Annotated in this window: 20 protein-coding genes and 2 tRNA genes; 11 read left to right on the top strand and 11 right to left on the bottom strand. The window is 64.0% G+C overall.

All coding sequences use genetic code 11. The features are described 5' to 3' along the window. Positions 1 to 76: 76 nt before the first annotated feature. From R2R70_RS00110 to hemA, 9 genes are all read right to left on the bottom strand, one after another. Positions 77 to 877 carry an ABC transporter permease gene (locus tag R2R70_RS00110; RefSeq protein ID WP_410976920.1) on the bottom strand — a complete coding sequence of 267 codons (801 nt, stop codon included), beginning with the start codon at positions 875 to 877 and terminating at the stop codon, positions 77 to 79. Next, the gene (locus tag R2R70_RS00105) at positions 874 to 1797 is read right to left on the bottom strand and encodes an ABC transporter permease (RefSeq protein WP_107335442.1); all 924 of its coding nucleotides are present in this window, start codon (positions 1795 to 1797) and stop codon (positions 874 to 876) included. The genes R2R70_RS00110 and R2R70_RS00105 overlap by 4 nt, the downstream gene beginning before the upstream one ends. Positions 1798 to 1799: 2 nt before the next feature. Beyond that, complete coding sequence (locus tag R2R70_RS00100) at positions 1800 to 3128, bottom strand: ABC transporter ATP-binding protein (RefSeq protein ID WP_410976919.1); 1329 nt, start codon at positions 3126 to 3128, stop codon at positions 1800 to 1802. A 75-nt stretch (positions 3129 to 3203) separates the two neighbouring features. Next, positions 3204 to 4541, bottom strand: a complete 1338-nt coding sequence (locus R2R70_RS00095; RefSeq protein ID WP_410976918.1) for an NAD(P)/FAD-dependent oxidoreductase — start codon at positions 4539 to 4541, stop codon at positions 3204 to 3206. Positions 4542 to 4839: 298 nt separating this feature from the next. Beyond that, complete coding sequence (locus R2R70_RS00090) at positions 4840 to 5592, bottom strand: HesA/MoeB/ThiF family protein (protein ID WP_043335874.1); 753 nt, start codon at positions 5590 to 5592, stop codon at positions 4840 to 4842. Between the two features lie 72 nt (positions 5593 to 5664). Next, positions 5665 to 6165, bottom strand: coding sequence for an Lrp/AsnC ligand binding domain-containing protein (locus R2R70_RS00085; RefSeq protein WP_043335877.1), 501 nt, complete (start codon positions 6163 to 6165; stop codon positions 5665 to 5667). A gap of 287 nt (positions 6166 to 6452) precedes the next feature. Then, a complete protein-coding gene (gene prmC, locus R2R70_RS00080; RefSeq protein ID WP_248379545.1) occupies positions 6453 to 7301 on the bottom strand; it encodes a peptide chain release factor N(5)-glutamine methyltransferase in 849 nt (282 codons plus the stop codon). Position 7302: 1 nt separating this feature from the next. Next, positions 7303 to 8388: a peptide chain release factor 1 gene (gene prfA / locus R2R70_RS00075; protein WP_043335881.1), complete on the bottom strand. Its 1086-nt coding sequence runs from the start codon at positions 8386 to 8388 to the stop codon at positions 7303 to 7305. After that, positions 8385 to 9656: a glutamyl-tRNA reductase gene (gene hemA, locus R2R70_RS00070; protein WP_192838326.1), complete on the bottom strand. Its 1272-nt coding sequence runs from the start codon at positions 9654 to 9656 to the stop codon at positions 8385 to 8387. The genes prfA and hemA overlap by 4 nt, the downstream gene beginning before the upstream one ends. Positions 9657 to 10254: 598 nt before the next feature. Between hemA and R2R70_RS00065 the strand changes: the two genes are divergently transcribed. The 8 genes from R2R70_RS00065 (at position 10255) to ychF (ending at position 17656) form a co-directional block, all read left to right on the top strand. Further along, entirely contained in the window at positions 10255 to 12021 is a 1767-nt protein-coding gene (locus R2R70_RS00065; protein ID WP_410976917.1) for a tetratricopeptide repeat protein, read from the top strand. A 122-nt stretch (positions 12022 to 12143) separates the two neighbouring features. Beyond that, a complete protein-coding gene (gene lolB / locus R2R70_RS00060; protein WP_410976916.1) occupies positions 12144 to 12788 on the top strand; it encodes a lipoprotein insertase outer membrane protein LolB in 645 nt (214 codons plus the stop codon). A 68-nt stretch (positions 12789 to 12856) separates the two neighbouring features. Beyond that, a complete protein-coding gene (gene ispE / locus R2R70_RS00055) occupies positions 12857 to 13729 on the top strand; it encodes a 4-(cytidine 5'-diphospho)-2-C-methyl-D-erythritol kinase (RefSeq protein WP_131431347.1) in 873 nt (290 codons plus the stop codon). Between the two features lie 29 nt (positions 13730 to 13758). Further along, positions 13759 to 13833, top strand: a tRNA-Gln gene (locus R2R70_RS00050). A 72-nt stretch (positions 13834 to 13905) separates the two neighbouring features. Continuing rightward, positions 13906 to 14847: a ribose-phosphate pyrophosphokinase gene (locus R2R70_RS00045; protein ID WP_172978614.1), complete on the top strand. Its 942-nt coding sequence runs from the start codon at positions 13906 to 13908 to the stop codon at positions 14845 to 14847. A gap of 179 nt (positions 14848 to 15026) precedes the next feature. Beyond that, on the top strand, positions 15027 to 15662 hold the full coding sequence (locus R2R70_RS00040) for a 50S ribosomal protein L25/general stress protein Ctc (RefSeq protein WP_043335898.1): 636 nt from the start codon (positions 15027 to 15029) through the stop codon (positions 15660 to 15662). A gap of 29 nt (positions 15663 to 15691) precedes the next feature. After that, complete coding sequence (gene pth, locus R2R70_RS00035; RefSeq protein ID WP_043335900.1) at positions 15692 to 16276, top strand: aminoacyl-tRNA hydrolase; 585 nt, start codon at positions 15692 to 15694, stop codon at positions 16274 to 16276. A 288-nt stretch (positions 16277 to 16564) separates the two neighbouring features. Then, on the top strand, positions 16565 to 17656 hold the full coding sequence (ychF, locus tag R2R70_RS00030; RefSeq protein WP_107335448.1) for a redox-regulated ATPase YchF: 1092 nt from the start codon (positions 16565 to 16567) through the stop codon (positions 17654 to 17656). Between the two features lie 200 nt (positions 17657 to 17856). Here the strand turns inward: ychF and R2R70_RS00025 are convergent, their stop codons facing one another. Further along, a complete protein-coding gene (locus R2R70_RS00025; protein WP_410976915.1) occupies positions 17857 to 18807 on the bottom strand; it encodes a LysR family transcriptional regulator in 951 nt (316 codons plus the stop codon). A gap of 206 nt (positions 18808 to 19013) precedes the next feature. On the opposite strand from R2R70_RS00025, the gene R2R70_RS00020 reads away from it, so the two are divergent. Both R2R70_RS00020 and R2R70_RS00015 read left to right on the top strand, forming a co-directional pair. Continuing rightward, positions 19014 to 20366 carry an FAD-dependent oxidoreductase gene (locus tag R2R70_RS00020; RefSeq protein WP_410976914.1) on the top strand — a complete coding sequence of 451 codons (1353 nt, stop codon included), beginning with the start codon at positions 19014 to 19016 and terminating at the stop codon, positions 20364 to 20366. Positions 20367 to 20447: 81 nt separating this feature from the next. Next, a tRNA-Met gene (locus tag R2R70_RS00015) sits at positions 20448 to 20524 on the top strand. A 193-nt stretch (positions 20525 to 20717) separates the two neighbouring features. Here R2R70_RS00015 and R2R70_RS00010 read toward each other — a convergent pair. After that, entirely contained in the window at positions 20718 to 22046 is a 1329-nt protein-coding gene (locus R2R70_RS00010) for a M18 family aminopeptidase (protein ID WP_410976913.1), read from the bottom strand. A 293-nt stretch (positions 22047 to 22339) separates the two neighbouring features. Here R2R70_RS00010 and R2R70_RS00005 point away from each other — a divergent pair, with 293 nt between their 5' ends. Beyond that, entirely contained in the window at positions 22340 to 24448 is a 2109-nt protein-coding gene (locus R2R70_RS00005; RefSeq protein WP_216059678.1) for a carboxy terminal-processing peptidase, read from the top strand. The last annotated feature ends 600 nt before the right edge of the window (positions 24449 to 25048 follow it).

Below are 25048 nucleotides of genomic sequence, written 5' to 3'. Positions count from 1 at the left end.
GATGTGCGTGATGAATGATCAGGCCCGACGTCGGCAAGGACAGCAGTGTCAGACCGCCTGTGGATATTGCGTATGCTCACGACGCCGTACGCCGTCGTGACAGCACCAGACTCATGAGCGCCGCCAGGGCGACCGCCGCCATCATCAACGTGGCGATGGCATTGATTTCAGGAGTCACGCCCTTGCGTATCGCGCTCCAGATGTAGATGGGCAAGGTGGCGCTCTCCGGTCCGGCGGTGAAGAAACTGATCACGAAATCATCCAGCGACAGCGTGAAGGAAAGCAGGAAGCCCGAGATCAATGCCGGCTTGAGTGTCGGCAACATGAAGAACTGCACGCGCTGCCGCGGTGTCGCGTAGAGGTCCTTGGCCGCCTCGAACAGCGTCGGGTCCAGCCCGACGAAGCGCGAGTAGACGATCAACGCCACGAACGGCACCTGGAAGGTGACGTGTGCAATGGTCATGGTGGCCAGTCCCGGCGACAGCAGACCGGTCAGCTCATTGATCTTGACGAAGAAGGTCATTTCCGAGATCCCGAACACGATGTCCGGCAGCACGATGGGCAGATAGATCAGCACGATCAGCCAGCCCAGCTTGCGGTGACGATGGCGATACATGCCATACCCGATCAGCGTGCCGATCATCAGCGCCAGCAATGACGACACCACCGCCAGCAGCAGCGAATTGCCCAGCGCCGACAGAATCGCGTCATTGCCCAGCAGGCGCCGATACCAGCGCAGCGACACGCCAGTGAAGCTGGCGGCACTGTTGGAGGCATTGAAGGAAAACAGCATCACCACGATCAGCGGCAGATACAGAAAACCGAGCGTCAGCCACCAGAAGCCCCGCAATCCCTTGTGAAAGCTCCCGCGCTTCATATCACCACCTCTTCACCGCCGCCCAGCCGCTTGCCGATACGGCGCATCGCATACAGTCCAATGAAAGTGGCGATCAGCATCAGGATCGCGCCCGCCGCACCCAGCGGCCAGTTGGCGCTGCCAGCGAACTGATTGGCGACCAGATTGCCCAGCATCATGCCCTTGCCGCCGCCCAGCAGCTCCGGAATCACGTACATGCCGAAGGCCGGAATCGCCACCAGCACGACACCCGCCAACAGCCCCGGCAGCGTCTGGGGGAAGACCGCGTGCCAGAAGGCCTTGAGCGGCGAGGCGTAGAGGTCCTGCGCCGCCTCCACCAGTGAAAGATTCAACTTCTCGAAGGCGGCGTACAGCGGCAGCACCATGAACGGCAGGAAGTTGTAGACCAGCCCCAGAGTGACCGCGAAATTGGACGGATAGAGCCCCATGTTGGGCGCGATCATGCCCATGGCTTCCGCCAGCTCCGCCAGCGGCGTGCCCGGCGCCAGCAGATTCATCCAGCCGAAGGTGCGAATGACCTGATTGGTCCAGGACGGTACGACTACCGCCAGCAGCATGATCGGCCGCCAGCGCTGGTCTGACTGCGAGATGTAATAGGCGATCGGATAGGCCACCAGCACCACCAGCACAGTGGAAAGCACGGTCTGCCACAGCGAGCGCCCCAGCGTCATCAGGTTGCCCGGGCTCCAGCCGAGAAAGCCCTGTCCGGCCAGCTGCTGAAACGAGGTCAATGACAACGGCATTTCCGGCAGCCCATAGGGGCCGTTGGTCATGAAGGCCACGCTCATCAGATAGAGACTGGGCAGCACCAGAAAGACGATGATCCACAGTGCACCGGGCGCGACCGTCAGCAACAGGTGGCGTGACTCGGCGACCACCGCGCGGCTGCGCGCAGTGGCCAGGGTTGCGTGATAGGCCATCGTCATTCCCCCAGCGTGATCAGGTCTTGCGCGGCGACCACCACATCGACCTGGTCGCCGACTTCCGGCAACTGGCCACCCCGGTTGTTGACCACCACCTGCACGCTGACACCCGCTACCTCGACACGATATTCGGCGTGGCTGCCGCGGTAGAGTCGCTCCTGCACTCGGCCCGGCAAGTGGTTCTCCAGCACGTCGTGACGCTCGAACTCGCTGGCGGGTCGCCGGCGCAGGTCCAGCGTCTCGGGACGCAACAGCAGCAGACTGCCAGTGCCCGGCGCCTGTGCGGTCAGTACGCCCAGCGGCGTGGTCAGTCGGATGGCGTCACTGCGGCTGTCATCGCGAGCCGTGACGTCGAACAGATTGGCATGGCCCATGAAGCGCGCCACGAAGGCATTGGCCGGACGCTCGTAGATCTCACGCGGCGAGCCCACCTGCTGGAGGCTGCCGCTGTCGAGCACCGCAATGCGGTCCGACATCACCATCGCTTCCTGCTGATCATGGGTGACGAAGACGAAGGTCATGCCCAGGCGCTTCTGCAGGCGCAGCAGCTCGATCTGGATCTGGCTGCGCAGGCCGGCATCCAGCGCCGACAGGGGCTCATCCAGCAGCAGCACATCCGGCTCGCAGACAAGCGCCCGCGCCAGCGCGATGCGCTGACGCTGACCACCGGAGAGCTGGTCGACCCGGCGATCGATCAGGCTGCCCAGCTTGATGAACTCCGCCATCTCGGCAACCCTGGCCTCGCACTCCCGGGAGGCGACACCGCGCATCTTCAGGCCGAATGCCAGGTTGTCGCGCACCGACAGATGCGGAAACAGCGCATAGGACTGGAAGACCGTGTTGACGCTGCGCTGATGCGGCGGCACCTCGGTGACATCCCGTCCACCGATCACCACCTGACCTTCATCCAGCGCCTCGAGACCGGCCAGAATCCGCAACAGTGTCGTCTTGCCACAGCCCGAAGGCCCCAGCAGCGTGAAGAACTCGCCGGGCTGGATGCTCAGGTCCACGCCATCCAGCGCCGCCACCTCATTGCCGAAGCGCTTGTGCAGCCCCTTGAGCTGGATGGAGGATGCCGCGCGTCGCGGCAGCGCGGGCTGATCCGCATTGGTGCCGTGGCTCTCGCCGACGCTCTCATTGACGGTATCGCCAAGGTTCTCACCGGCGTTATCGTCGAAGCTATCACCGACATGCTCACTGACGCTCTCGCTGGCGTGCGTGCCGCCAGGCGCCCGCGCGCCGGCAGGCTTTCTCGTCGTGTGCTGCTCGGGCGTACCAGCGTCCTTGCCATCCACCGCGCTCATCGCGCCTCCCTTGCGATTACTCACCAGTCGTTTCCAGCTCTTGGGCTGTCGGGGTGTTCAACAGTGTCAAATGTGCAGCACCTTCATCATGGCCTCGGCCTAGAGCCGATCACGCAACGTGTAGAAGCTGGTCGCCAGGACCAGCAGAGGAGTTCGCAGCCAGCGCCCACCCACGAAGGGGCGGTGCGGCATGGCGGCAAAGATATCGAAACGTTCTGCCTGACCGGCGATGGTCTCGGCGACCAGCTTGCCCGCCAATCCTGCAAGCGACATGCCATGTCCCGAGTAGCCCTGGGCGTAATAGACATTCGGCGCAAGACGCCCGAAGTCCGGCGCGCGGTTCATGGTGATGGCCACGTCACCGCCCCAGCGGTAATCGATCGCCACGCCATCGAGCACCGGAAACAGGCGGCGAATCTTGCTGTCCATGCGCGCCTTGAGGCCACGCGGCTCCTGACCGGTATAGCTCACCTCACCGCCATACAGCAGGCGCCTGTCGGCAGAAAGACTGTAGTAGTCGAGCACGAAGTTGGCATCGGAAAGCGCGTCATCCTGCGGCAGGACCTGCGCGACCTGAGCCTCGCTGAGCGGTTCGGTGGCAACGATGTAATTGGCGACGCGCATGATGCGCTCTTCCAGCGAGGCGACGAGGCCATTGAGGTAGGCATTGGTGGCCACGACCACGAATTCGGCGCTCACGCAGCCATGCTCGGTATGGATACGAGCACGCCGTGAGGTGCCATCGGGTGTATCGCCGCTCTGGCCGTGGTCGATCTGACGCACCCGGCTCTGTTCGCAGAGCGTGACGCCGGCCTGCTGGGCAGCTCGCGCAAGTCCGAGGGTATAGTTGAGCGGATGCAGATGACCGCCCTCACCATCATGCAACGCGCCCGGATAGGCGTCGGTGACGACCCGCTCGCGCAGCGCATCGCCCTGCAGCCACTGCAGCGCGTGATAGTCGTAATCGCGTGCCATGCGCGCCTGGAACTCCTGCAGCTCGCGCACATGGCGCGGCTTGACCGCGGCATGCAGGTAGCCCTGGGTGAAGTCGCAGGGAATCTGATGCCGGGCGACCAGCTCGGCGGTCAGGCGCACGGACTCGCGGCTCATCTCCCAGATGGCGCGTGCCTGCTCGCGCCCCAGCGCCTTCTCGACCGTCGCGATATCGGTGCCGAGCCCCGGCAGGATCTGGCCGCCACTGCGCCCGGAGGCCCCGAAACCGATGGTCTGCGCTTCCAGCAGAATGACCGAATAGCCACGCTCGGCGAGATGCAGCGCAGCGGAGCAGCCCGTGACACCGCCGCCGATCACGCAGACATCGGCACGCTGCTCACCGACAAGAGGCGGGCATGGGTCAAGCGTCACACGCTGGCTGGCCTGGTAGTAGGAATACGAGCCAGCACACTCGCTCTGCGTGCCTGATCTGAAGCCGCCCATGCACCTCCTCATCCGCTCTTGTTGAGTTTATTCACCATCGACTGGAATATTTTCGATATTTACCACACGTTTCACTGTAATGCTGCATGTTGATTGCGCTGCATGGGAGAAATCTTCAACACCCCACGGCATTGGCGCACCCTGGTGGTGCGCACACGCGGCATGCGCAGCGCCGGCCGCTCCACCACAACATGCGACAAAAAAGCCCCGCCAGCCAGAAAGGCTGCGGGGCTTTTTAGAGATATGCTGTCCTGAAGACATGCGACTTGGAGATATACCGTCGATTTGACCGACTACATCATGACGCTTGACCACACACCTGGCAGCCGGGGTCGCGCTTGAGGCCCATGCGCCGCCATTCACCACTGAGGCCATCGAAGGTGGCAAGGCCGCGATGCACGCTGCCGGCACCGCTGATCAGCTTGAGCGCCTCCAATGCCTGGAAGGCGCCGATGATGCCGACCAGCGGCGCGATGACCCCGCTCTCGGCACAGGTCAGCTCTTCATCGCCCAGCTCATCCGGAGGATACAGGCAGCCATAACACGGCGCCTGTGGCTCACGGCGATCAAACACCGCCAGCTGGCCGGAGAAGCGTATCGCGGCGCCGGACACCAGCGGGGTGCCCGCTGCCACGCAGGCGGCGTTGATCGGGAAGCGCGAGCTGAAGCGATCGGTGCAATCGAGCACCACGTCTGCGGCGGCCACCTGCTCGGCCAGCGCCTCACCCTGCAGGCGCTCTGACAACGCGATCACCTCGGTATCGGGATTGATCGCCAACAGCGAGGCGGCGAGTGATTGCGCCTTGGGCTGATCGATGTCGGCGTCACCATGGGCGATCTGGCGCTGCAGATTGGACAGCTCGACGTGGTCATCATCGGCCACCACCAGGGTGCCGATGCCCGCGGCTGCCAGATAAAGCGCTGCCGGGCAGCCCAGACCACCCGCCCCGATCACCAGAACCCGCGCCGCCAACAGGCGCTGCTGCCCGGCGATGTCGACCTGAGGGAGCAGGATCTGGCGCGAGTAGCGCAGCAATTGCGAATCTTGCATGGGAGAAAAGCCGCCTATCGGTAAATGAAGTGAGGAGCCACGCGCCCTGCAAGGCAACCACAGGGCTTGCCATTACTTGGCATCCAGCTCCTCGATATCGGGCACATGCAGCGAGAACTGCTCCTTGACCTCTTCCATCACTACATAGCTCTTGGATTCCTTGACGCCGGGCAGCGTCAGCACCACATCGCCGAGCAGCTGACGATAGGCGGACATTTCCGGAATCCGGCACTTGAGGATGTAGTCGAACTGACCGGAGACCAGATGACACTCCTGGATCTGCGGCAGCTTGGAGACGGCGCGGCGGAACTCATCGAACACCGACGGCGACTGCGTCTCGAGACTGATCTCGACGAAGACCAACAGATTGGCCTTGAGCGCCTTGGGGTCGAGTACCGCCTTGTAACCGCGGATGACGCCGGCACGCTCGAGGCGCTTGACGCGCTCCAGGCACGGCGTGGTGGAAAGGCCGACTTCCGAGGCGAGGTCGACATAGGAGATACGGGCATTCTCTTGCAGGCAACGCAGAATCTTGAGGTCGATGCGGTCCAGAGAGCGTGATTTTGCTTTCATTGTAATAGTTTTCCCAGCAGGGTGACTTGCAGCAGGATCATCCGTGCTCCTGGCTTCCGTGCAGTCAGGCCGTCGGATAACAAGGGGGTTATCAGATGACCATGCCAATCATGCAGGTTCATTACTATCATACCCGGCCAACAGGGGATACGCCTTCACTGGCGGTACTGTGACGAGGATTCCACGCAGACTCCACTGAAAACGGTGGAATGCACTACAGGGGTGCCAAGCGCGAGGGTGTCAGCGGGGACCACGCACGGGCACCGCTAGACGGCGCCCGGCGAGCATCAGGCCAGCTTGCCCAGCGTGATGCGTTCGCGCCCGCCCAGGTCTTCCAGGGTCTCGACGTCGACGAAGCCGCCGGCACGCAGTGCCTCGCGCACTTCATTGCCCTGGGTAAGGCCATGTTCCAGCATCAGGTGGCCGCCTGCGGCCAGGTGCTGCGGCGCAGTGGCGATCAGATGCAGGAAGTCCGCCAGCCCTGACTTGGCCGCGACCAGCGCCGAGCGCGGCTCGAAGCGCACATCGCCGAGCGCGAGATGCGGGTCATCATCGGCCAGATAAGGGGGGTTGGCGGTAATCAGCGCAAAGCCGCTCTCGGTGACGGCACTGAACCAGTCACTTTGGCGGAATTCGGCATTGGCGATCGCCAGACGCTCGGCATTGCCGCGTGCAAGCTGCACGGCTTCCTCGATGAGATCGACCCCCAGCACCTGCCACTGCGGGCGATGACGCGCAAAGGCCAGCGCGATGGCACCGGTGCCGGTGCCGAGATCCAGCAGCTTGCCGCTGGTGGCCTCGGCCAGTTCCAGCGCGCACTCCACCATCACCTCGGTGTCCGGGCGCGGAATCAGCGTGGCCGGTGAACAGGCCAGCGTCAGGCCATAGAATTCACGCCGCCCGAGCAGATGCGCCACGGGATGGCCCTCGGCCCGACGTGCCAGCAGCGCCTCGAAACGTGCCACGCCCTCGGCGCCGGCCTCGCTCTCGAGATCACGATCGCCCCAGGTATAGAACCAGGTGCGCTCTCGTCCCATTACCTCGCCCAGCAGCAACTCGGCATCCAGACGCGGAGAATCGCTGCCCGCCTCGCTCAGACGGGCAGTCGCGGCTGCCAGGGTGACATCGATTCTCACCTTATTGCTCCTGCAGTGCGGTCAGCTGATCGGCCTGGTATTCCACCACCAGCGGCTCGATCACTTCGTCCAGCTGGCCGGCGATCACTTCATTGAGCTTGTAGAGCGTCAGGTTGATACGGTGATCGGTCAGACGCCCCTGCGGGAAGTTGTAGGTACGGATGCGCTCGGAGCGATCCCCGGAGCCGACCAGCTTGCGACGGGCATCGGAGGTGGCCTGTGCCTGGGTGTCCACCGCGGCCTGCTTGAGGCGCGCCGCCAGCAGTGACATGGCGCGCGCACGGTTCTTGTGCTGGCTGCGCTCATCCTGACACTCCACCACCACGCCGGTGGGCAGGTGGGTGATGCGAATCGCGGAATCGGTAGTGTTGACGTGCTGACCACCGGCACCGGAGCTGCGATAGGTATCCACGCGCAGGTCGGCCGGATTGATGTCGACGTCGCCGACTTCATCGGCCTCGGGCATCACCGCCACGGTGCAGGCCGAGGTATGGATACGCCCCTGGGATTCGGTGGCGGGCACGCGCTGTACGCGGTGCGCGCCGGACTCGAACTTGAGGCGCGAGTAGACGCCCTCGCCCTTCACGCGGGCGATGACTTCCTTGAAGCCGCCGTGCTCGCCGTGGCTGGCGCTGACGGTCTCGACCTTCCAGCCCTTGAGCTCGGCGTAGCGCGAATACATCTTGAACAGGTCACCGGCGAACAGCGCCGCCTCGTCACCGCCCGTGCCGGCACGCACCTCGAGGAAGACGTTGGCACCGTCATCCGGGTCACGCGGAATCAGCAGCTGGGTGATCTCGGCTTCCAGGGTCTCGAGCGCCGCATCGGTATCGCGGACTTCCTCACGCGCCATGTCGCGCATCTCGGGATCACTGTCCTCCGCCATCGCCAGCGCGGCGTCACGGTCTTCGTTCAGGCCGCGATGGCGGCGCCATGCCTCGATCAATGGCTCAAGCTCGGCATACTCCCGCGACAGGTCGCGGAACCTGGCCTGGTTCCCGATCACTTCGGGCTCCGACAACAGTGCGGAGATCTCCTCGAAGCGGTCATGGAAGGTGTCGAGCTTGGTGATGAGGCTGTCTTTCATGAAGGGTCCTGTGATGAATCAGCCGGCGCGAGCAGAAGCGTCTGGGCCGTCTGAAGAATATCCTGGCGATCGTCTCCCGAGGCCTGGCGCAGTGCCAGCGTCGGGTGATGCATGAAGCGATTGGCCAGCTGGCGTGCCAGCTGCGCGACCACTTCCTGGGGGTCGCGTCCCTGATCGAGCTCCGCCAGCGCCTGCGCCTCGCATTCGGCGCGCAGTTGCTCGCCATGGCTGCGGTAGCGCTTGATGACTTCGCCGCCACTGCGCACCCGCTTGAGGTGCAACCAGGCGTTGACGCCCTGGCGAATCAGCTCTTCTGCCTGGGCAGCGGCCAGCTCACGGTGACGCCGATTCTCGTCGATCACTTCCTGCAGGTCATCGACCGTATAGAGGAAGACGTCGTCGAGGTCGCCGACCTGCGGCTCGATATCGCGCGGCACGGCGATGTCGACCATGAACACCGGCTTGTAGCGGCGCTTCTTGAGCGCGCGTTCCACCATGCCCTTGCCGAGAATCGGCAGCTGGGAAGCGGTGGAGGCTATCACGATATCGGCATTCTCGAGGGCATGCGGAATGCCTTCCAGGCCGATGGCGCTCCCGCCCAGCTCATCGGCCAGACGCTCGGCGCGCGACACGGTGCGGTTGGCGATGCACAGGTTGGCGATGCCCGCTTCCTTGAGATGACGCGCGACGAGTTCGATGGTCTCGCCGGCACCGATCAACAGGGCATTGGCCCGCGAGAAGTCATCGAAGATGTGGCTGGCCATGCTGACGGCGGCGTAGGCCACCGAGACGGGGTTCTCGCCGATACCGGTCTCGGTGCGTACCTGCTTGGCGACCTGGAAGATATGCTGGAAGAGCTGCTCGAGCTCACCGCCCAGCCCCACCGAGTTGCGCGCGAACTGATAGGCGTCCTTGAGCTGGCCCAGAATCTGCGGCTCGCCCAGCACCATCGAGTCCAGCCCCACCGCGACACGGATCAGGTGGCGTACCGCCTCTTCTCCCAGGTGCTGATAGCTGCAACGCGACAGCTCCTCCACCGGCAGGCGATGAAAACGCCCCAGCCACTCGAGCACCGACTTGGCGCCATCGCTGGTCACGCAGTAGAGCTCGGTACGGTTGCAGGTCGACAGCACCGCCGCTTCGGAGACCGCCGGCAGGCGCTTCAATTCGCCCAGCGCGGCATCGAGCTGCGCGGGCGTGAAAGCAACGCGCTCGCGCACGTCAACGGCGGCGGTGCGGTGATTGATGCCAAGGGCAAGAAGGGTCATGGAGTCAGTCGTCAGGGTCTGGCCGGCAGGAATCGGCGTCAATGTCAGGCGGCTCTCGGTGCTGGCCTGCCGCGAGGCCAAGGCCAGGACAGCAGGTAATCCGCGCAGGCTCGGTGCCTTTACACCTGTCGACTCAATGGGGACAAAGGCGGCTGACATAAAGGCACACAGGGCTGCCGAAGCGGCTGAGATCGTAATATTAGCGCGCTCATTCTACCACAGCGTCTGGACCACGCGACCCCGCAGCACGTCGCAGCCGATGAGGATTTTCCATGATGCTGGCAGGCTATCGCTATCAGCCCGCGCGGCGTCTCTGTCGGCATACGAGGCCTCCGGTGGGTCATGCCACTTCCTCGCGTCGGCAACGCTATCCCCGCTCGCCGCCAGCCGTTATGCTGCGAGACACGACGCCTTCGTCAGCGCCAAGCTGCGCGCATGACCCGGCCTGCGGCTCGACCGCCCCGATCCCTCATCCTGCTCCCACTGACAAACGCGAGGTTGCATGCACGCTTCGACTGCCGCTGAACATAGCCCCCCGCACGCGCACGCCTGCCTTGATGTCCTCCGTCGCCCGCGCGGCGGGTGGAAGTCCTGCGTCGTGGGCGGATTGCTGCTGGGCATGACCGGCTGTCAGTCGATGAGCGACTCCGCGCCCCTGATGGCGCAGCCCGACCCGCTGGCCACGGCGCCGCCCATCCAGCAGGGCCTGGATGCCGACAGCCTCAATCAGCTGCTGAGCGCCGAACTCGCCGGACAGCGCGGTGACTATCCCCGCGCCGCCAATGGCTATCTGGCCGCCAGCCGTCACTTCGATGACCCGGAACTGGCGCGCCGCGCCGTGCTCGCGGCCCGTTTCGCCGACAACCCGGCCCTGCTGGAACGCGCCGCCGAACGCTGGCAGCAACTCGATGAATCCGCCAGCGAGCCCGGCATCATCCGCGCCCGCCTGGCGGTCGAGCGAGGCGACTGGCAGGCCGCGCTCGAGCAGCGCCTGATGCTCACCGCCAGTGGCGGCAATGGCAATCTGGCGACCCTGGCCGAGCAGGCGATCGATGCCGGCGCCGAACTCGAACCCCTGCTGGCGATGCTGGAGACGCATATCGCCCAGCATCCCGAGCAGCCGATGCCCGAGATTGCCGCGGCACTGTTCGAGGCAGCGCTGGGAGATGAGACACAGGCGCGTGCACGCCTGGTGCGCCTGGAAAGCGCTCACGCCACGTTGGCGGAGCTCTGGCTGGCGCGCAGCGAGATCGAACGCAGCGCGGGGCGTCTCGAGGCGGCGCGGCGCGCGGTGGCCCGAGGCCTTGAGATCGCCCCCGATGACAGTCGCCTGATCCTGAGCGCCGCGCAGACCGAACTGGCCAGCGGCGATCTGGACGCGGCACGCGAGCGCATCGACAGCCTCATCACCCGCCATCCCAACGCGCCACGTCTGCGCCTGGCGCTGGCCAGCCTCTATCTTGATGCCGATTCCCCCGAGGACGCCCATCGCCTGCTGCTGCCGCTGCTCGACGAAGACCCGGTGCCGGACGCCGCCTACGCCCTGCTGGGGCTGGCCGCCGAGTCCAGCGGCGACGTCGACAACGCCATCCTTTACTACCGTCAGGTGCCGGACGGCGAGCGCTACATTTCCAGCCGCGCCCGCGCCGCCCAGTTGCTGGTCGAACATGAGCGCACGGACGAGGCCCGTCAGTTCCTGGCCGTGGAACGCCTGCGTCATCCGCGTCATGCCATGACGCTGCTCAGCTTCGAGATCGACCTGCTCGACTCCCAGGAGGCGCATGCCGAGGCCGATGCCCTGCTGAGCAGCAGCATCACCACGCGCCGCAAGGCACTTGCGCAAGCCATCGCCGCCCAGGAGACCGACACGCGCAACACGCTGGAAAGCGAGCTGGGCAGCCTGTTGTTCCTGCGTGGCATCCGCCGTCTGGAAGATGATCAGCTGGGCGGCATGGAAGAAGACCTGCGGGAAGTCATCGCGCTGGAGCCCGACAACGCCAGCGCCTACAACGCGCTCGGCTACACCCTGCTGGTGGAGACGGACCGCCTCGAGGAAGCACTGGCCCTGATCGAGCGCGCCCATGCACTGTCGCCCGACGACGCGGCCATTCTGGATAGCCTCGGCTGGGGCCGCTATCTGACCGACGACCTCGACAATGCGCTGGCACCGCTGGAAGCCGCCTGGGCCCAGCAGCAGGATGCCGAGATCGGCGCTCATCTCATCGAGGTGCTGTGGGCGCTGGGCCGCGAGGATGAAGCCCGTGGTCTGGCGGTAGAGCTGAGCGAGCGCTTTGAAGAAGCCAGCGAGCTCGAAGCCCTGTTCCAGCACATCCCCGAGCTGCGCCCGGTCGTCGACGCGCCCTGAAGGGCACTGCCACGCTACCCGGCACTTTCTGCCCACTGGCGAGTCCATTATCCTGACCCGTCAGTGAGTGGAGCCTCACTCACCGTCACTCATCTTCTCGCCATCCGGAAGGCCTTCGCGTCATGATCACTTCTCCCCTGTCACTCCCCCTGCTGGGCCAGGCACGCCGCCTGCTCGGGCCAGCCCTGCTGGCCATGACACTGGTACTCAGCGGCTGCGCCAGCCAGATGGCCAGCGACAATGCCGGTGATCTGACGCGCAGCGACGGCGACTGGCAGCAACAGGACGCGCAACTTGCCGCCCTGACCCACTGGCAGCTGGCAGGCAAGGTCGGCATTCGCACTCCCGAGGAAGGCCACAGCGCCAACCTCGACTGGCAGCAGGACGGCGATGACTACCACATGCTGATCACCGGGCCGCTGGGCGCGGGGCGCACGACCCTGGTGCGCGACGCCGATGGTGTGCGCCTCTCCTCCTCCGAGGGTGACTTCGAGGCCCCGGATGCCGAGAGCCTGATGCTGGCGCAACTGGGCTGGTCATTGCCGCTGGGCGCCCTCGACAACTGGGTGCGCGGCGTACCGGCCGCTGGCGAGCATGACCTCGAGACAGATCAACTTGGCTTCCCGACCACCCTCTATCAGGATGGCTGGGAAGTGGACTATCAGGATTGGACTCGCGCCGAAGGCCTGTGGCTGCCGCGCAAGATGAAACTCTACTACGGCGACCTCACCGCCACGCTCATCGTCAACCAGTGGCAGGCGCTGTGATCGTGACACCTTCTCCTTCTTCCATGACGACCCCGACAGCCGCATCCGCATCCGCATCCGCATCGACCATGACTCTTACGCTGCCGGCACCGGCCAAGCTCAACCGCATGCTGCATATCACGGGCCAGCGTGCCGATGGCTATCACGAGCTGCAGACGCTGTTCCAGTTTCTCGAGCACGGCGACAGCCTCAGCTTCACGCTGCGCGACGATGAGGCCATCCGCCTCTCGCCGCCTATTGAAGGTGTGCCCGAAGAGGCCAACCTGATCGTGCGCGCCGCGCGCCTGCTGCGAGAAGCCGCACACGCGCAGGGCAAGGTCGCGTCACCCACCGCATTGCCCGGTGTCGATATCACGCTGGAGAAAGTGCTGCCGATGGGTGGCGGCCTGGGGGGCGGCAGCAGCGACGCCGCCACGACCCTGCTGGCGCTGGACAGACTCTGGGGGCTCGAGCTTGGCGAAGACGCCCTCGCCGAGCTCGGCCTGTCGCTCGGCGCGGATGTGCCGGTGTTCGTGCGTGGCTTCGCCGCCTGGGCCGAAGGCATCGGTGAACGCCTGGTGCCAGCCCCGCTGGACACCCCATGGTTCGTGGTGATCCACCCCGGTGTCGAGGTCGCGACACCCGCCGTGTTCGGCCACCCGCAATTGACACGTTCCAGCCTCGCGATTAGTATGGCGCGCGCACTGCAGGGGGGCCGCAACGACTGTGAAGTCGTGGTGCGCACTTTGTACCCGGCAGTCGCCGACGCCCTGGACTGGCTGGACCAGTTCGGCACCGCCAGACTGACGGGCACCGGCGCCTGTGTGTTCTGTGCGTTTGACGACGCACGACAGGCCAGCGAGGTGCTGGGTCGACTCGAACTCGAGCGCCCGATGTGGCACGCCTTCTCGGCACGCGGTTGCAATATCTCCCCTCTACATGCCGCTCTGGCTTCGGCCTGAGCACAGCAACTGGTTGAAGTGAACGTTGCTGGGGTATCGCCAAGTGGTAAGGCACCGGTTTCTGGTACCGACATTCCCAGGTTCGAATCCTGGTACCCCAGCCAATCCTGGCCGTTCCCGGTCAACCCGGAATTCTCCACTCCCGAGATCCCACAAGACTCCAAAGGTGGCTGCGCGTGTCAAAACTGATGGTATTCGCGGGGAATGCCAATCCCGCTCTCGCCCGCAAGGTAGCTGAAGCCCTCGATACCCGCCTGGGCCATGCAACCGTCGGTCAGTTCAGCGATGGCGAGATTGCGGTAGAAATCAACGAAAACGTTCGCGGCAAGGACGTCTTCATCATGCAGTCCACCTGCGCACCGACCAACGACAACCTGATGGAGCTGATCCTGATGGTGGACGCGTTGCGTCGTGCGTCTGCGGCGCGTATCACTGCGGTCGTTCCCTACTTCGGTTACGCCCGTCAGGACCGCCGCGTGCGCTCTGCTCGCGTGCCGATCTCGGCGAAGGTGGTCGCGGACATGATGGTCAAGGCTGGCGTCAATCGCGTCATGACCATGGACCTGCATGCCGATCAGATCCAGGGCTTCTTCGATGTGCCGGTGGACAACGTCTACGGCTCACCGATCCTGCTCGACGACATCGAACGTCAGAACTATGACAACCTGATCGTCGTCTCCCCGGATGTGGGCGGCGTGGTACGTGCACGTGCCATCGCCAAGCAGCTCAACTGCGAGCTGGCCATCATCGACAAGCGTCGTCCCCAGGCCAACCAGGCCCAGGTGATGAACATCATCGGTGATATCAAGGACCGCACCTGCGTGCTGGTCGATGACATGATCGATACCGCCGGCACCCTCTGCAAGGCGGGCGAGGCACTCAAGGATCATGGCGCCAACCGCGTCGTGGCCTATGCGTCCCACGCGATCCTGTCCGGCCCGGCGGTCGACAACATCACCAACTCCGTCCTCGACGAAGTGGTGGTTGCCGACACCATCCCGCTGTCCGACGCCGCGCGTCGTTCCGGCAAGATCCGCCAGCTGACAGTCGCTGGCCTGATCGCCGAGGCGATCCGTCGCGTCAGCAATGAAGAATCCGTCAGCGCCATGTTCCACTGAGTCCTGTCGGCGGGCCCTGCTCGCCGCTGCTCGAGGAAGAGGCACTGACAACGGCAGATGATCCGTCATCTGCCGACAAGCGGCCGGCCCGGAAATCTCCGGGCCGGCCTCATGGATCCGGTAGCGCTCTGGTCGCGGGGGCTACCGGATTCTCATTAGACCCTTGAGGTATCTGCAAAATGAAACTGTTCAAACTGAATGCTGAAGTTCGTGAAGACCTGGGGAAAGGTGCGAGCCGCCGCCTGCGTCGTACGAACGACTTCGTGCCGGCCATCATCTACGGTGCCGACCAGGCTCCGACTCCGGTCATGATCGACAAGCCGAGCCTGTACAAGGCGGTTGACGATGAGGCGTTCTACTCCTCCATCATCACCCTGAATGTTGCGGGCAAGACCGAGAAAGTCGTCATCCGTGACCTGCAGCGTCACCCGTTCAAGCCGCTGCTGACTCACGTCGACTTCCTGCGCATCGATCCGACCCACAAACTGACCATGAACGTGCCGCTGCACATCACTGGTCAGGAAGCCTGTGTCGGTGTCAAGGACCAGGACGGCGTCCTGCATGTCCTGGCGACTGACGTCGAAATCAGCTGCCTGCCGGAAGCCCTGCCGGAATACCTGGAGCTGGACGTGTCCAAGCTGGAAGTTGGCCACACCCTGCACCTGTCCGACATCGCTCTGCCGGAAGGCGCCGAGTCCGTTGCCCTGTCCCACGGTGCCGATCACGACACCGCTGTGGTCAACGTCACTCGTCCGAACATCTCTGCTGACGCAGAAGATGCTGCTGAAGGCGAAGAAGCACCTGCTGCAGAATAACGCAGCCTGATCAAGGAGCCAGACAGCGCATGTCACGAGTGAAAGCGATCATCGGCCTCGGTAACCCGGGGAACGAATACGAAGACACCCGTCACAATGCCGGCGTCTGGCTCCTTGACGCTCTTGCGCGCCACGGTCACACCACGTTGCGTCCGGAACGCAAGTTCCATGGCCAATACGCGAAGGTCCACTTCGCCGGTCAGGATCTGCATTTGCTGTTCCCATCGACGTTCATGAATCGCAGCGGTCAGGCCGTGGCCGCATTGTGCAACTTCTACAAGCTCGCCCCGGATGAACTGCTCGTCGCCCACGATGAGCTGGACATCGACCCCGGCACCGCCCGCTACAAGCAGGGTGGCGGCCATGGCGGTCACAACGGGTTGCGCGACATCATCAGTGCACTGGGCAACGACAAGTCGTTCCATCGTGCCCGCATCGGCATCGGCCACCCCGGCAATGCCAAGCTGGTGACCAACTTCGTGCTCGGACGTCCCGGCAAGGCTGAACGCCAGGCCATCGACGACGCCATCGACGAAGTGGTGATGACCCTCCCCGACGCCATCAGTGGCGAATGGGCACGGGCCATGAATCGCCTGCATTCCTTCAAGAGCTGAACCTCTGCATCACCCCTCTCCGAATTTCGGTGATTCGCTCAGCGCATCACCTCGCTTGCGTGCGCGCGTCTCGCCACGCGATCAGCAGCAAAAGGCATCATTTGTCGCGCGACATGCGCCCAATGGATGACCTCGGCGGCATGAGGCCTTACACTTCCCGCCTGTCTTCATTCCGTGCCTGCCCACTCGTTTCCCCGCATGCCCAGTGCCTGTGCACCCAGAGCCTGCTGGTCGAGACGACTGCCAGTGCCACGCCCCATTCGATACGTCACACCAGGATCTAGCGCCATGGGTTTCAATTGCGGCATCGTCGGCCTGCCGAACGTCGGCAAGTCCACTCTCTTCAATGCACTGACCAAGTCTGGCATTGACGCCGAGAACTTCCCCTTCTGCACCATCGAGCCGAACACCGGTATCGTGCCGATGCCTGACCCTCGCCTGAACGCGCTGGCCGAGATCGTCAAGCCGGAGAAGGTGATCCCGACCACCATGGAATTCGTCGACATCGCGGGTCTGGTCGCTGGCGCTTCCAAGGGCGAAGGTCTGGGCAACAAGTTCCTGGCCAACATCCGTGAGACCGACGCCATCGCGCACGTGGTGCGTTGCTTCGAGGATGACAACGTCATCCACGTCGCCAACCACGTCGACCCGGCCGCCGACATCGAGACCATCAACATCGAGCTGGCCCTGGCCGATCTCGACAGCGTCGAGCGCAGCATCCAGCGTCTGGCCCGTGTCGCCAAGGGCGGCGACAAGGAAGCCATCGCCACCAAGGCCGTGCTGGAACGCATCCAGCCGCACCTGGCCGAAGGCCAGCCGCTGCGCAGCTTCGGCCTCAGCGATGACGACCTGAAGATCGTGCGCGGCTTCGGCTTCCTGACCCTCAAGCCGACCATGTACATCGCCAACGTCAGCGAGGAAGGCTTCGAGAACAATCCCTACCTCGATATCGTGCGCGGCATTGCCGCCAACGAAGGCGCCAGCGTCGTGCCGGTGTGCAACAAGATCGAAGCCGAGATCGCTGAGCTGGACGAGGAAGAGCGCGAGATGTTCCTCGACGAGCTGGGCATGGAAGAGCCGGGCCTGGACCGCGTCATCCGCGCCGGTTACGAGCTGCTGGGCCTGCAGACCTACTTCACCGCTGGCGTGAAGGAAGTGCGTGCCTGGACCGTCAAGATCGGCGCTACCGCACCGGAAGGCGCTGGTGTCATCCACACCGACTTCCAGAAAGGCTTCATCCGTGCCGAAGTCATCTCCTATGACGACTTCATCGCCTACAAGGGCGAGCAAGGCGCCAAGGATGCCGGCAAATGGCGCCTGGAAGGCAAGGACTACATCCTCAAGGATGGCGACGTGGTGCACTACCGCTTCAATGTCTGATGGCTCACCGGTGCCCGGCGACGCCCGGGCCCAGCTGACGCCCTGACAGCCTGTCCTGACAGAAAGCCCCTGATCTCTCACGAGGTCAGGGGCTTTCTACGTTGTGGCACGGAAAACTGCTCAAGCAGGAACACCGATCAAGGCGTGGAGGGCTCAATCAGTGGAGGACTCAGACCGCTGAGGGCTAAACAGCGGAAGGCTCAGACCGCTGAGGGCTCTGCCAGCGGCACCTGCAGCCACTGCGCAGCCTGTCTGGCGAGCTGGTCTGCCAGCGACTGCGCCAGCCTCGAACGCCCCGCCTCGCGTCGCCACACGGCGCTCAACACCAGCTCACCCGCCTGGGGCAGCTGACGTGCGCTCAAGCCGCGCTCCGTAGTGGCGGCATGCGCCGTGAGCGCATCGACCACCGCCAGCCCCCCCCCCGCCTGAACCAGCGCCGCCGCCAGTGGATAGGTCTGCACTCGCGTCACGATGCGCGGTGAGGATGGCAAAGCGCTTGAAGCTTCCTGCGCCACGCTCGCCAGCAGGCCATCGAGTCGCCGCGCCAGCGGGTCGTGCGCTCCCAGCGCGATCAGGCGCTGACCGGCAAGCTCCGCCACCGTCATCGGTGCCTGCTGACAGTCCTGCGCCCAATACCCTGCGGGCGCGAGCACCAGCAGCGGCATGCGCACCAGCGGACGCGTCATCAGTGCAGGATGCGTCGGCGCACTCAGCGTGAAGGCGATATCCACCTCATGCAGCAACAGGGCATCGACGATCTCGCGGGTATGCTGGGTCGCCAGCTCACAGCTGACCCGCGGCTGACGCCTGCGCCACTGACCCAGCGCCTGCGGCAGCAATTGCTGGGCGATGGCAGGCGTCGCCACCACCTTGAGCGTGCGTGCCTCGCCCTCACGCAAGCCATCGACCAGCCGTCTCACATCGTCCAGCTGACCGAGCATTCCCTGACTGGCCGCTTCCAGCTTGCGCGCCTCCTCGGTGGGATGAAGCTGCCCTGCACTGCGCGTGAACAGCGTGATGCCCCACTGGCGCTCGACCTGCTGCAGCGCCTTGCTCGCCGCTGGCTGGGAGATATGCAGCAACCGCGCCGCGCCGGTCACGCTGCCGGCCTGCAGGACGGCGTGAAAGATCTCCAGGTCCCTGAGCCGCATGCGCTATCTCCCTGTCCGGTTGTCTAGAGGGCTAACTTGAGGGCGTACTTGAGGGCGTACTTGAGGGCGCACTTGAGCGCCTGCGCATCAGGTTACCCCATAACCTCAGGTTATGGGGCGGCACATCCTTTTCATTCGCCACTCACGCAAGCGACCGGCAAGCTCGAACACAACGAAACACGACCTTCACGACCCGGGAGCCCAGCATGCAACGCCACGTGACCGTCATCGGAGGCGGCGTGATCGGCCTCGCCAGTGCCCACGCCCTGGTGCGCGCCGGCCACTGCGTGACCCTGATCGATGCCCATGCCGAGGTCGCCAGCGAGACCAGCCACGCCAATGGCGGCCAGCTGAGCTATCGCTATGTGGCGCCACTGGCCGATAGCGGCGTCCCCCGCCAGGCCATCAAGTGGTTGCTGGCAGGCAATGAGGCACCGCTGAAACTGCACCCGAATCTGGACCCCGCACAATGGCGCTGGATGGCCCGCTTTGTGGCCGCCTGCAATCACCATACCCACCAGGCCAGCGCTGCGCAGATGCTCTCGCTGGCGCTGCACAGCCAGGCTATCATGAGCGAGTGGCGCACTCGAGACGCGCTCGGCGACTTCGCCTGGCAGCAGCGCGGCAAGCTGGTGATCCATCGTGATCCGGCGGCGCTCGACAAGGCGGCCGCCGCGCGCGTCGCCCCGCAGGACCAACAGGTGCTCGATGCGCGCCAATGCATCGCGCTGGAGCCCTCACTGGCCCATCAGCAAGCCCATCTGTCAGGCGGCATCTTCAGCGCCTCGGACGAGACCGCGGATTGCCATGCCTTCTGTCAGGCGCTGGAGCGCAAGCTGCAGGCCTCCGGGCGCTACACGCGCATCGCCAACACGCGCGTCGCCCCGCTGAGCGCACGCAACGGCCGCATCGCGCAGCTCGAGCTCAGACACCTTGATGGCCGCCGAGAATGCCTCGCCGTCGAAGAGGTCGTCATCGCGGCCGGCAATCATGCCTCCGAGCTGGTGCGCCCACTGGGCATCCGCCTGCCCCTGCAGCCGCTCAAGGGTTATAGCCTCACCCTGCCACTGGCAGCTGACACCCCGGAGACGTCCGCGCCGCGCATCAGTGTTACCGACTCGGCACGCAAGGTGGTCTATGCCGACCTGGAGTCGTCGGCATCACGCCAGCTGCGCGTCGCGGCGATGGTGGATATCGGCCAGCGGGAACGCGACAGCTTCCACCCCGAACTGGATGAGCAGCGCATTGCCGCCCTGCGCAAGCTGGCCAGCGGTACCTTCCCCGCAGCCGGCGATTTCGCGCAGGCCACTCCCTGGGCCGGACTGCGCCCCAGCACGCCCAAGGGGCCGCCGATCCTCGGCCGTCCCCGGCAAGCGAACAGCCCGGACAATCTGTGGCTGAACGTCGGCCATGGCAGCCTGGGTTTCACGCTGGCCTGCGCCAGTGGCGACCTCATCGCACGCGCCATCTCGCGAGAGGCTATACCCAGCTCTCTCTCCGGCCCCGGCACTCTCACCAACACCCTACCTGATGCCCTCGCTGCGCGGCCGGGACGCTAGCCTGATGAATTCCCTGCCTCTTTTTCGCGCTGATGCGTTGACAACATCGCGGACAATCCGTAATATTCGCCTCCGTTGGACGGCTACATAGCTCAGCTGGTTAGAGCACATCACTCATAATGATGGGGTCCCCTGTTCAAATCAGGGTGTAGCCACCAACCAAGATTCGAAAGGCCTGACTGCTTGCAGTCAGGCCTTTTTCGTAGTGCGCGTTCTGCGTCGAGACCTTGATCGGACCTTGACCGCGCTTCGCTCGCGCACCTAGCGACCCGCTCCGCCGCCCTTTTTCCAGGCTCGTCTTTTTACGATATTACGATACGCGCTCGCTCTCTCAGCACAATCCGGCTCGACTCAGCCCAGCTGCTCGCGATTGCAGAAGGCTACCAGCACCTTGATCAGCATGGCGACATCGGCACTGCCGGCTGTCTCACGAATCGAGTGCATGCCCCACTGCGGCAGCCCCACATCCAGAGTCGGCACCCCCACCTCACTGGCGGTGATCGGCCCGATGGTGCTGCCACAGCCCATGTCGGCACGACTGACGAAGGTCTGCACCGACACATCCTGCTCGCGACACATCTCACGGAACAGCCCGGCCGTGGTGCTGTTGGTGGCGTAACGCTGATTGGCATTGACCTTGATGACCGGCCCGGCATTCAACTTCGGCCCATGCCCCGCATCATGCTTGTCCGCGAAATTGGGATGCACGGCGTGGGCATTATCGCAAGAAATCATCAAGGAGCGCTGCACGAGGCACTGATAGCCTTCTTCGCTGTCCAAGCCGACGTAGTGATTGATGCGCTTGAGCACATCGGCCAGGAAGGGCCCCTGGGCACCACAGGCGCTGGCACTGCCGACTTCTTCATGATCGGTAGTGACGAACAGCGCCCCCTGACTGCCATCGGCCTCCAGCAGTGCCTCGAGACCGACGAAACAGGACAGTAGATTGTCGAGGCGCGCACTGGTGATCAACTCACCTTTCAGCCCCGACTGCGCCGCCGGCTGCAGATCATGCAAGCCCAGCTCGAAGTCGACGACATCCGCGACCCGCACGCCGTGCTGCTCCTCGATCAGCTCGATCAACAGCGCATTGAAGGCCTCCGCGGGCGTCCCGGCCTCTTCCCCAAGCTGCATGACCACGGCTGACATCTGGGTCTGGGCATTGATGGCACGCCCGCTGTTGACGTCACGATCCAGATGGATCGCCAGGCTCGGCACGCAGGCAAACGGACGCATGACCGTCAGCAGCAGCGTCTCGCGACGACCGTCCGCATGCCGCACCTGGACGCGGCCCGCAAGGCCCAGATCGCGATCGAACCAGGTGCTCAGCAACACGCCGCCATAGGTCTCGACGCCCAGCGTCAACCAGCCCTGACTGGCCTGTGCCGGATTGGGCTTCAGGCGCAGGCAGGGCGAATCGGTGTGCGCACCGATCATCCGAAGTGAGCTCAGCGACGTATCACCCTTCGGGAGCCGAAAGGCGATCAACGAGGAATCATTGCGCGTGACATAGGCGCGCTCACCGGGCGCCAGCTGCCAGGAAGACGTCTCGCTGAGGCGACGATAGCCCGCCCGTTCAAGACGCTGCGCCATGGAAGCCGTCGCGTGCCACGGCGTGGGAGAAGAAGACAGGAAGTCGAGCAGTGCGGGAACGCGGGAATCCGCAATCGCATGAGTCATGATGGCGTCTGGTCCTCGAAGATATATGCAAGGCACTGTATAAGAAGAAACATGATGGGGAAAACCTGTGACGACCCTTCGATGACATGACTGCCATCCAGTCACCATTCAGCGGGGCGTCGAGAAGCGCGGCATGCCAGCCAAAGCCCTGCGCTGACAGAGTTTTCACAACCCCAACGCATCAACGCCAGACAACTGTGTATGGTGCGTGAGACTGCTACAATGCCCGCTCGACCCCCTGCGGGGAGGTCGTTCAGGGAGCAGAGTGTACATGAATCGGGAGTGCTTCATTGATGAGCCTGTTCGCAAACGTCCGGCGCACGGCATTCGTTGCCCTGTGTCTTGCCATGGCCGGCCCTGCCAGTGCCGCGGTCACCCCTACTGACGCCGATGCACAGGCTGCTCGCGAAGTTGCCGAGTCTTTGCGCTATGGGCATTACGAAGATGTGACCCTGGATGACCACTGGGCCAACCGCGCCTTTACGCAATACCTCAAGACTCTCGACCCCCAGAAAGCCTATCTGCTGGATGCGGACATCAGCGAGTTCAGCGACCTGCGTCACGATTTCGACGACGCCATGGTCGATGGTGATCTCGAGCGTATCTATGGCCTCTACGAGCGCTATCAGCAACGCCTCACCGCACGCCTCACCTGGCTGGTGAAGACGCTGGACGCCAAGCCGAGCTTCGATTTCGACAAGGACGATCGCCTGGCGCTGGACCGCAAGGACAGCCCATGGGCCGATAGCGAGCAGGAGCTCGACGAGCTGTGGCGCAAGCGCCTCAAGAATGCCTGGCTATCGATGTCGCTGTCCGACAAGAGCGATGACGAGATCGCCAAGACGCTCAGCGAGCGTTATTCCAACCAGCTCAAGCGCATCAAGCAGACCAACGATGAAGATATCCTGACGCTGGTGATGCATGCCGTGACCGGCAGCATCGACCCGCACAGTGAATACTTCTCGCCGCGCCAGGGCGAATCCTTCGATATCCAGATGAAGCTGTCGCTGGATGGCATCGGCGCCCTGCTGCAATCCGAAGGCGAATACGTCAAGGTCTCGAGCCTCGTGCCCGGCGGCCCCGCCGAGAAGGATGGCGAGCTCAAGCCGGCCGACCGCATCGTGGCCGTCGGCCAGGGTCAGGGCGACAGCGAGTGGACCAACGTGGTCGGCATGCGCCTGGATGACGTCGTGGACCTGATCCGCGGCCCGAAGGGCTCCGTCGTGCGCCTGGAAGTGATTCCGGCCCAGTCGCTGGATGTCACCAAGACGCGTGAACTGGATATCACCCGCGACACCGTCAAGCTCGAGGACCAGGCTGCCAATGCCAAGGTCATCGACGTCAAGCGCGATGACGGCGTCCACAGGATCGGCGTCATTCATGTGCCCGCCTTCTATGTCGATTTCGATGCCTGGCAGGCCGGTGAAGACGACTATCGCAGCACCACCCGCGACGTGGCGCGCCTGATCGATGAACTGAAGGCCAAGCAGGTGGAAGGCATCATTCTCGATCTGCGCAACAACGGCGGTGGTGCCCTGCAGGAAGCCAATTCGATGATCGGCCTGTTCATCGATCGCGGCCCCACCGTGCAGGTGCGTGACGCACGCGGCCGCATCAGCCTCTATGGCGACACCGACGCCGGCACCCACTATGACGGCCCGCTGACCGTACTGGTCAACCGCCTCTCGGCCTCGGCATCCGAAATCTTCGCCGGTGCGATCCAGGACTACGGCCGCGGCCCGATACTCGGCAGCCAGACCTTCGGCAAGGGCACGGTACAGACCATCTCCTCGCTGAGCGAAGGCGAGATCAAGCTGACCCGCGCCAAGTTCTATCGCATCTCCGGCGACTCGACCCAGAACAAGGGTGTGAAGCCGGACATCGCCTTCCCCAGCGTCATCGACCCGCAGGAGATCGGCGAATCCAGCCTCGACTACGCGCTGCCCTGGGACCAGGTACGCCCGGTGAAGTATCGCCGCTACGGTGATCCGGCACGCTACCTGGCCGCATTGCGCGCCCGCCACCAGAGCCGCGTCGAACAGGACCCCAACTTCAGCTACCTGAAGAGCGAAGTCGCGCTGTCAAAGGCATTGCGCGCGCAGCAGACCAGCATCAGCCTCAATCGTGAGCAGCGCAAACGCGAGATGGATGCCCAGGAAGCCGAGCAGCTGGCACTGGAAAATAAGCGCCGTCGTGCCCTCAACCTCGAGCCACTGACAAGCTTTGCCGAACTCGATGCCGCCAGCGACCACATCTCTTCCCCCGAGAGTGATCCGCAGCAGGAAGCCGATATCGAAGAAGGCAGCAGCGACAAGGAAGCCAAGGACCCGATCGATCAGGCTCAGCTTCAGGAAAGTGCCGAGATCCTGCTCGACTACGCCCACCTCACCGGTGATCGCTAGACTCTCGTGACTCGCACCATGACTCGCGTCTGACGAAGCTGGTCGACCGCCAAGGCCCCTGCTCTCATGCAACACCGAGCGCAGGGGCTTTTTTCATGCCACTAAGAAAGACTGTGGCACGCAGCATCACGGCCGCGCGAGGCAGCAACACATACGAAGCAACGACAAGACAGAGAACGTAGCAGCAGAAACGATATGGCATGCATCGCAATGCCAAGCAGCTGCCGCGCTGAGGATGACAGCAGCATGCTGGCGACGCGGGAACACGCTCTCGAGGCAGAAAGCACGAAATTCCGAAGCAGGATGTGGAGCAGGAACAAGCTGACGAGCAGAACTGAGGAAGCAGGGTGTGGAACAGGAGCGGACTGGCGAGCAAAACTGACAAGCAAGGATTGCGAGCAGCGCTCAGGCGCAGAACTGATGAACAGGGCTTGCGAATAGGGCTCAGGCGCAGAGCCAACAAGCAAAGCTCAGGCAGCGATGGTGCGATCAGCAGAGAACACGAGGGGAAGCAGGGAAGTGATATTGGCTCCTCGAACAGGACTCGAACCTGTGACCCAATGATTAACAGTCATTTGCTCTACCAACTGAGCTATCGAG

Source organism: Cobetia sp. SIMBA_158, from assembly GCF_046566945.1.
GTDB lineage: Bacteria > Pseudomonadota > Gammaproteobacteria > Pseudomonadales > Halomonadaceae > Cobetia > Cobetia amphilecti.
The sequence above is the reverse complement of the archived record's forward strand: the minus strand, read 5'-3'. Positions and strand labels throughout refer to the sequence as shown.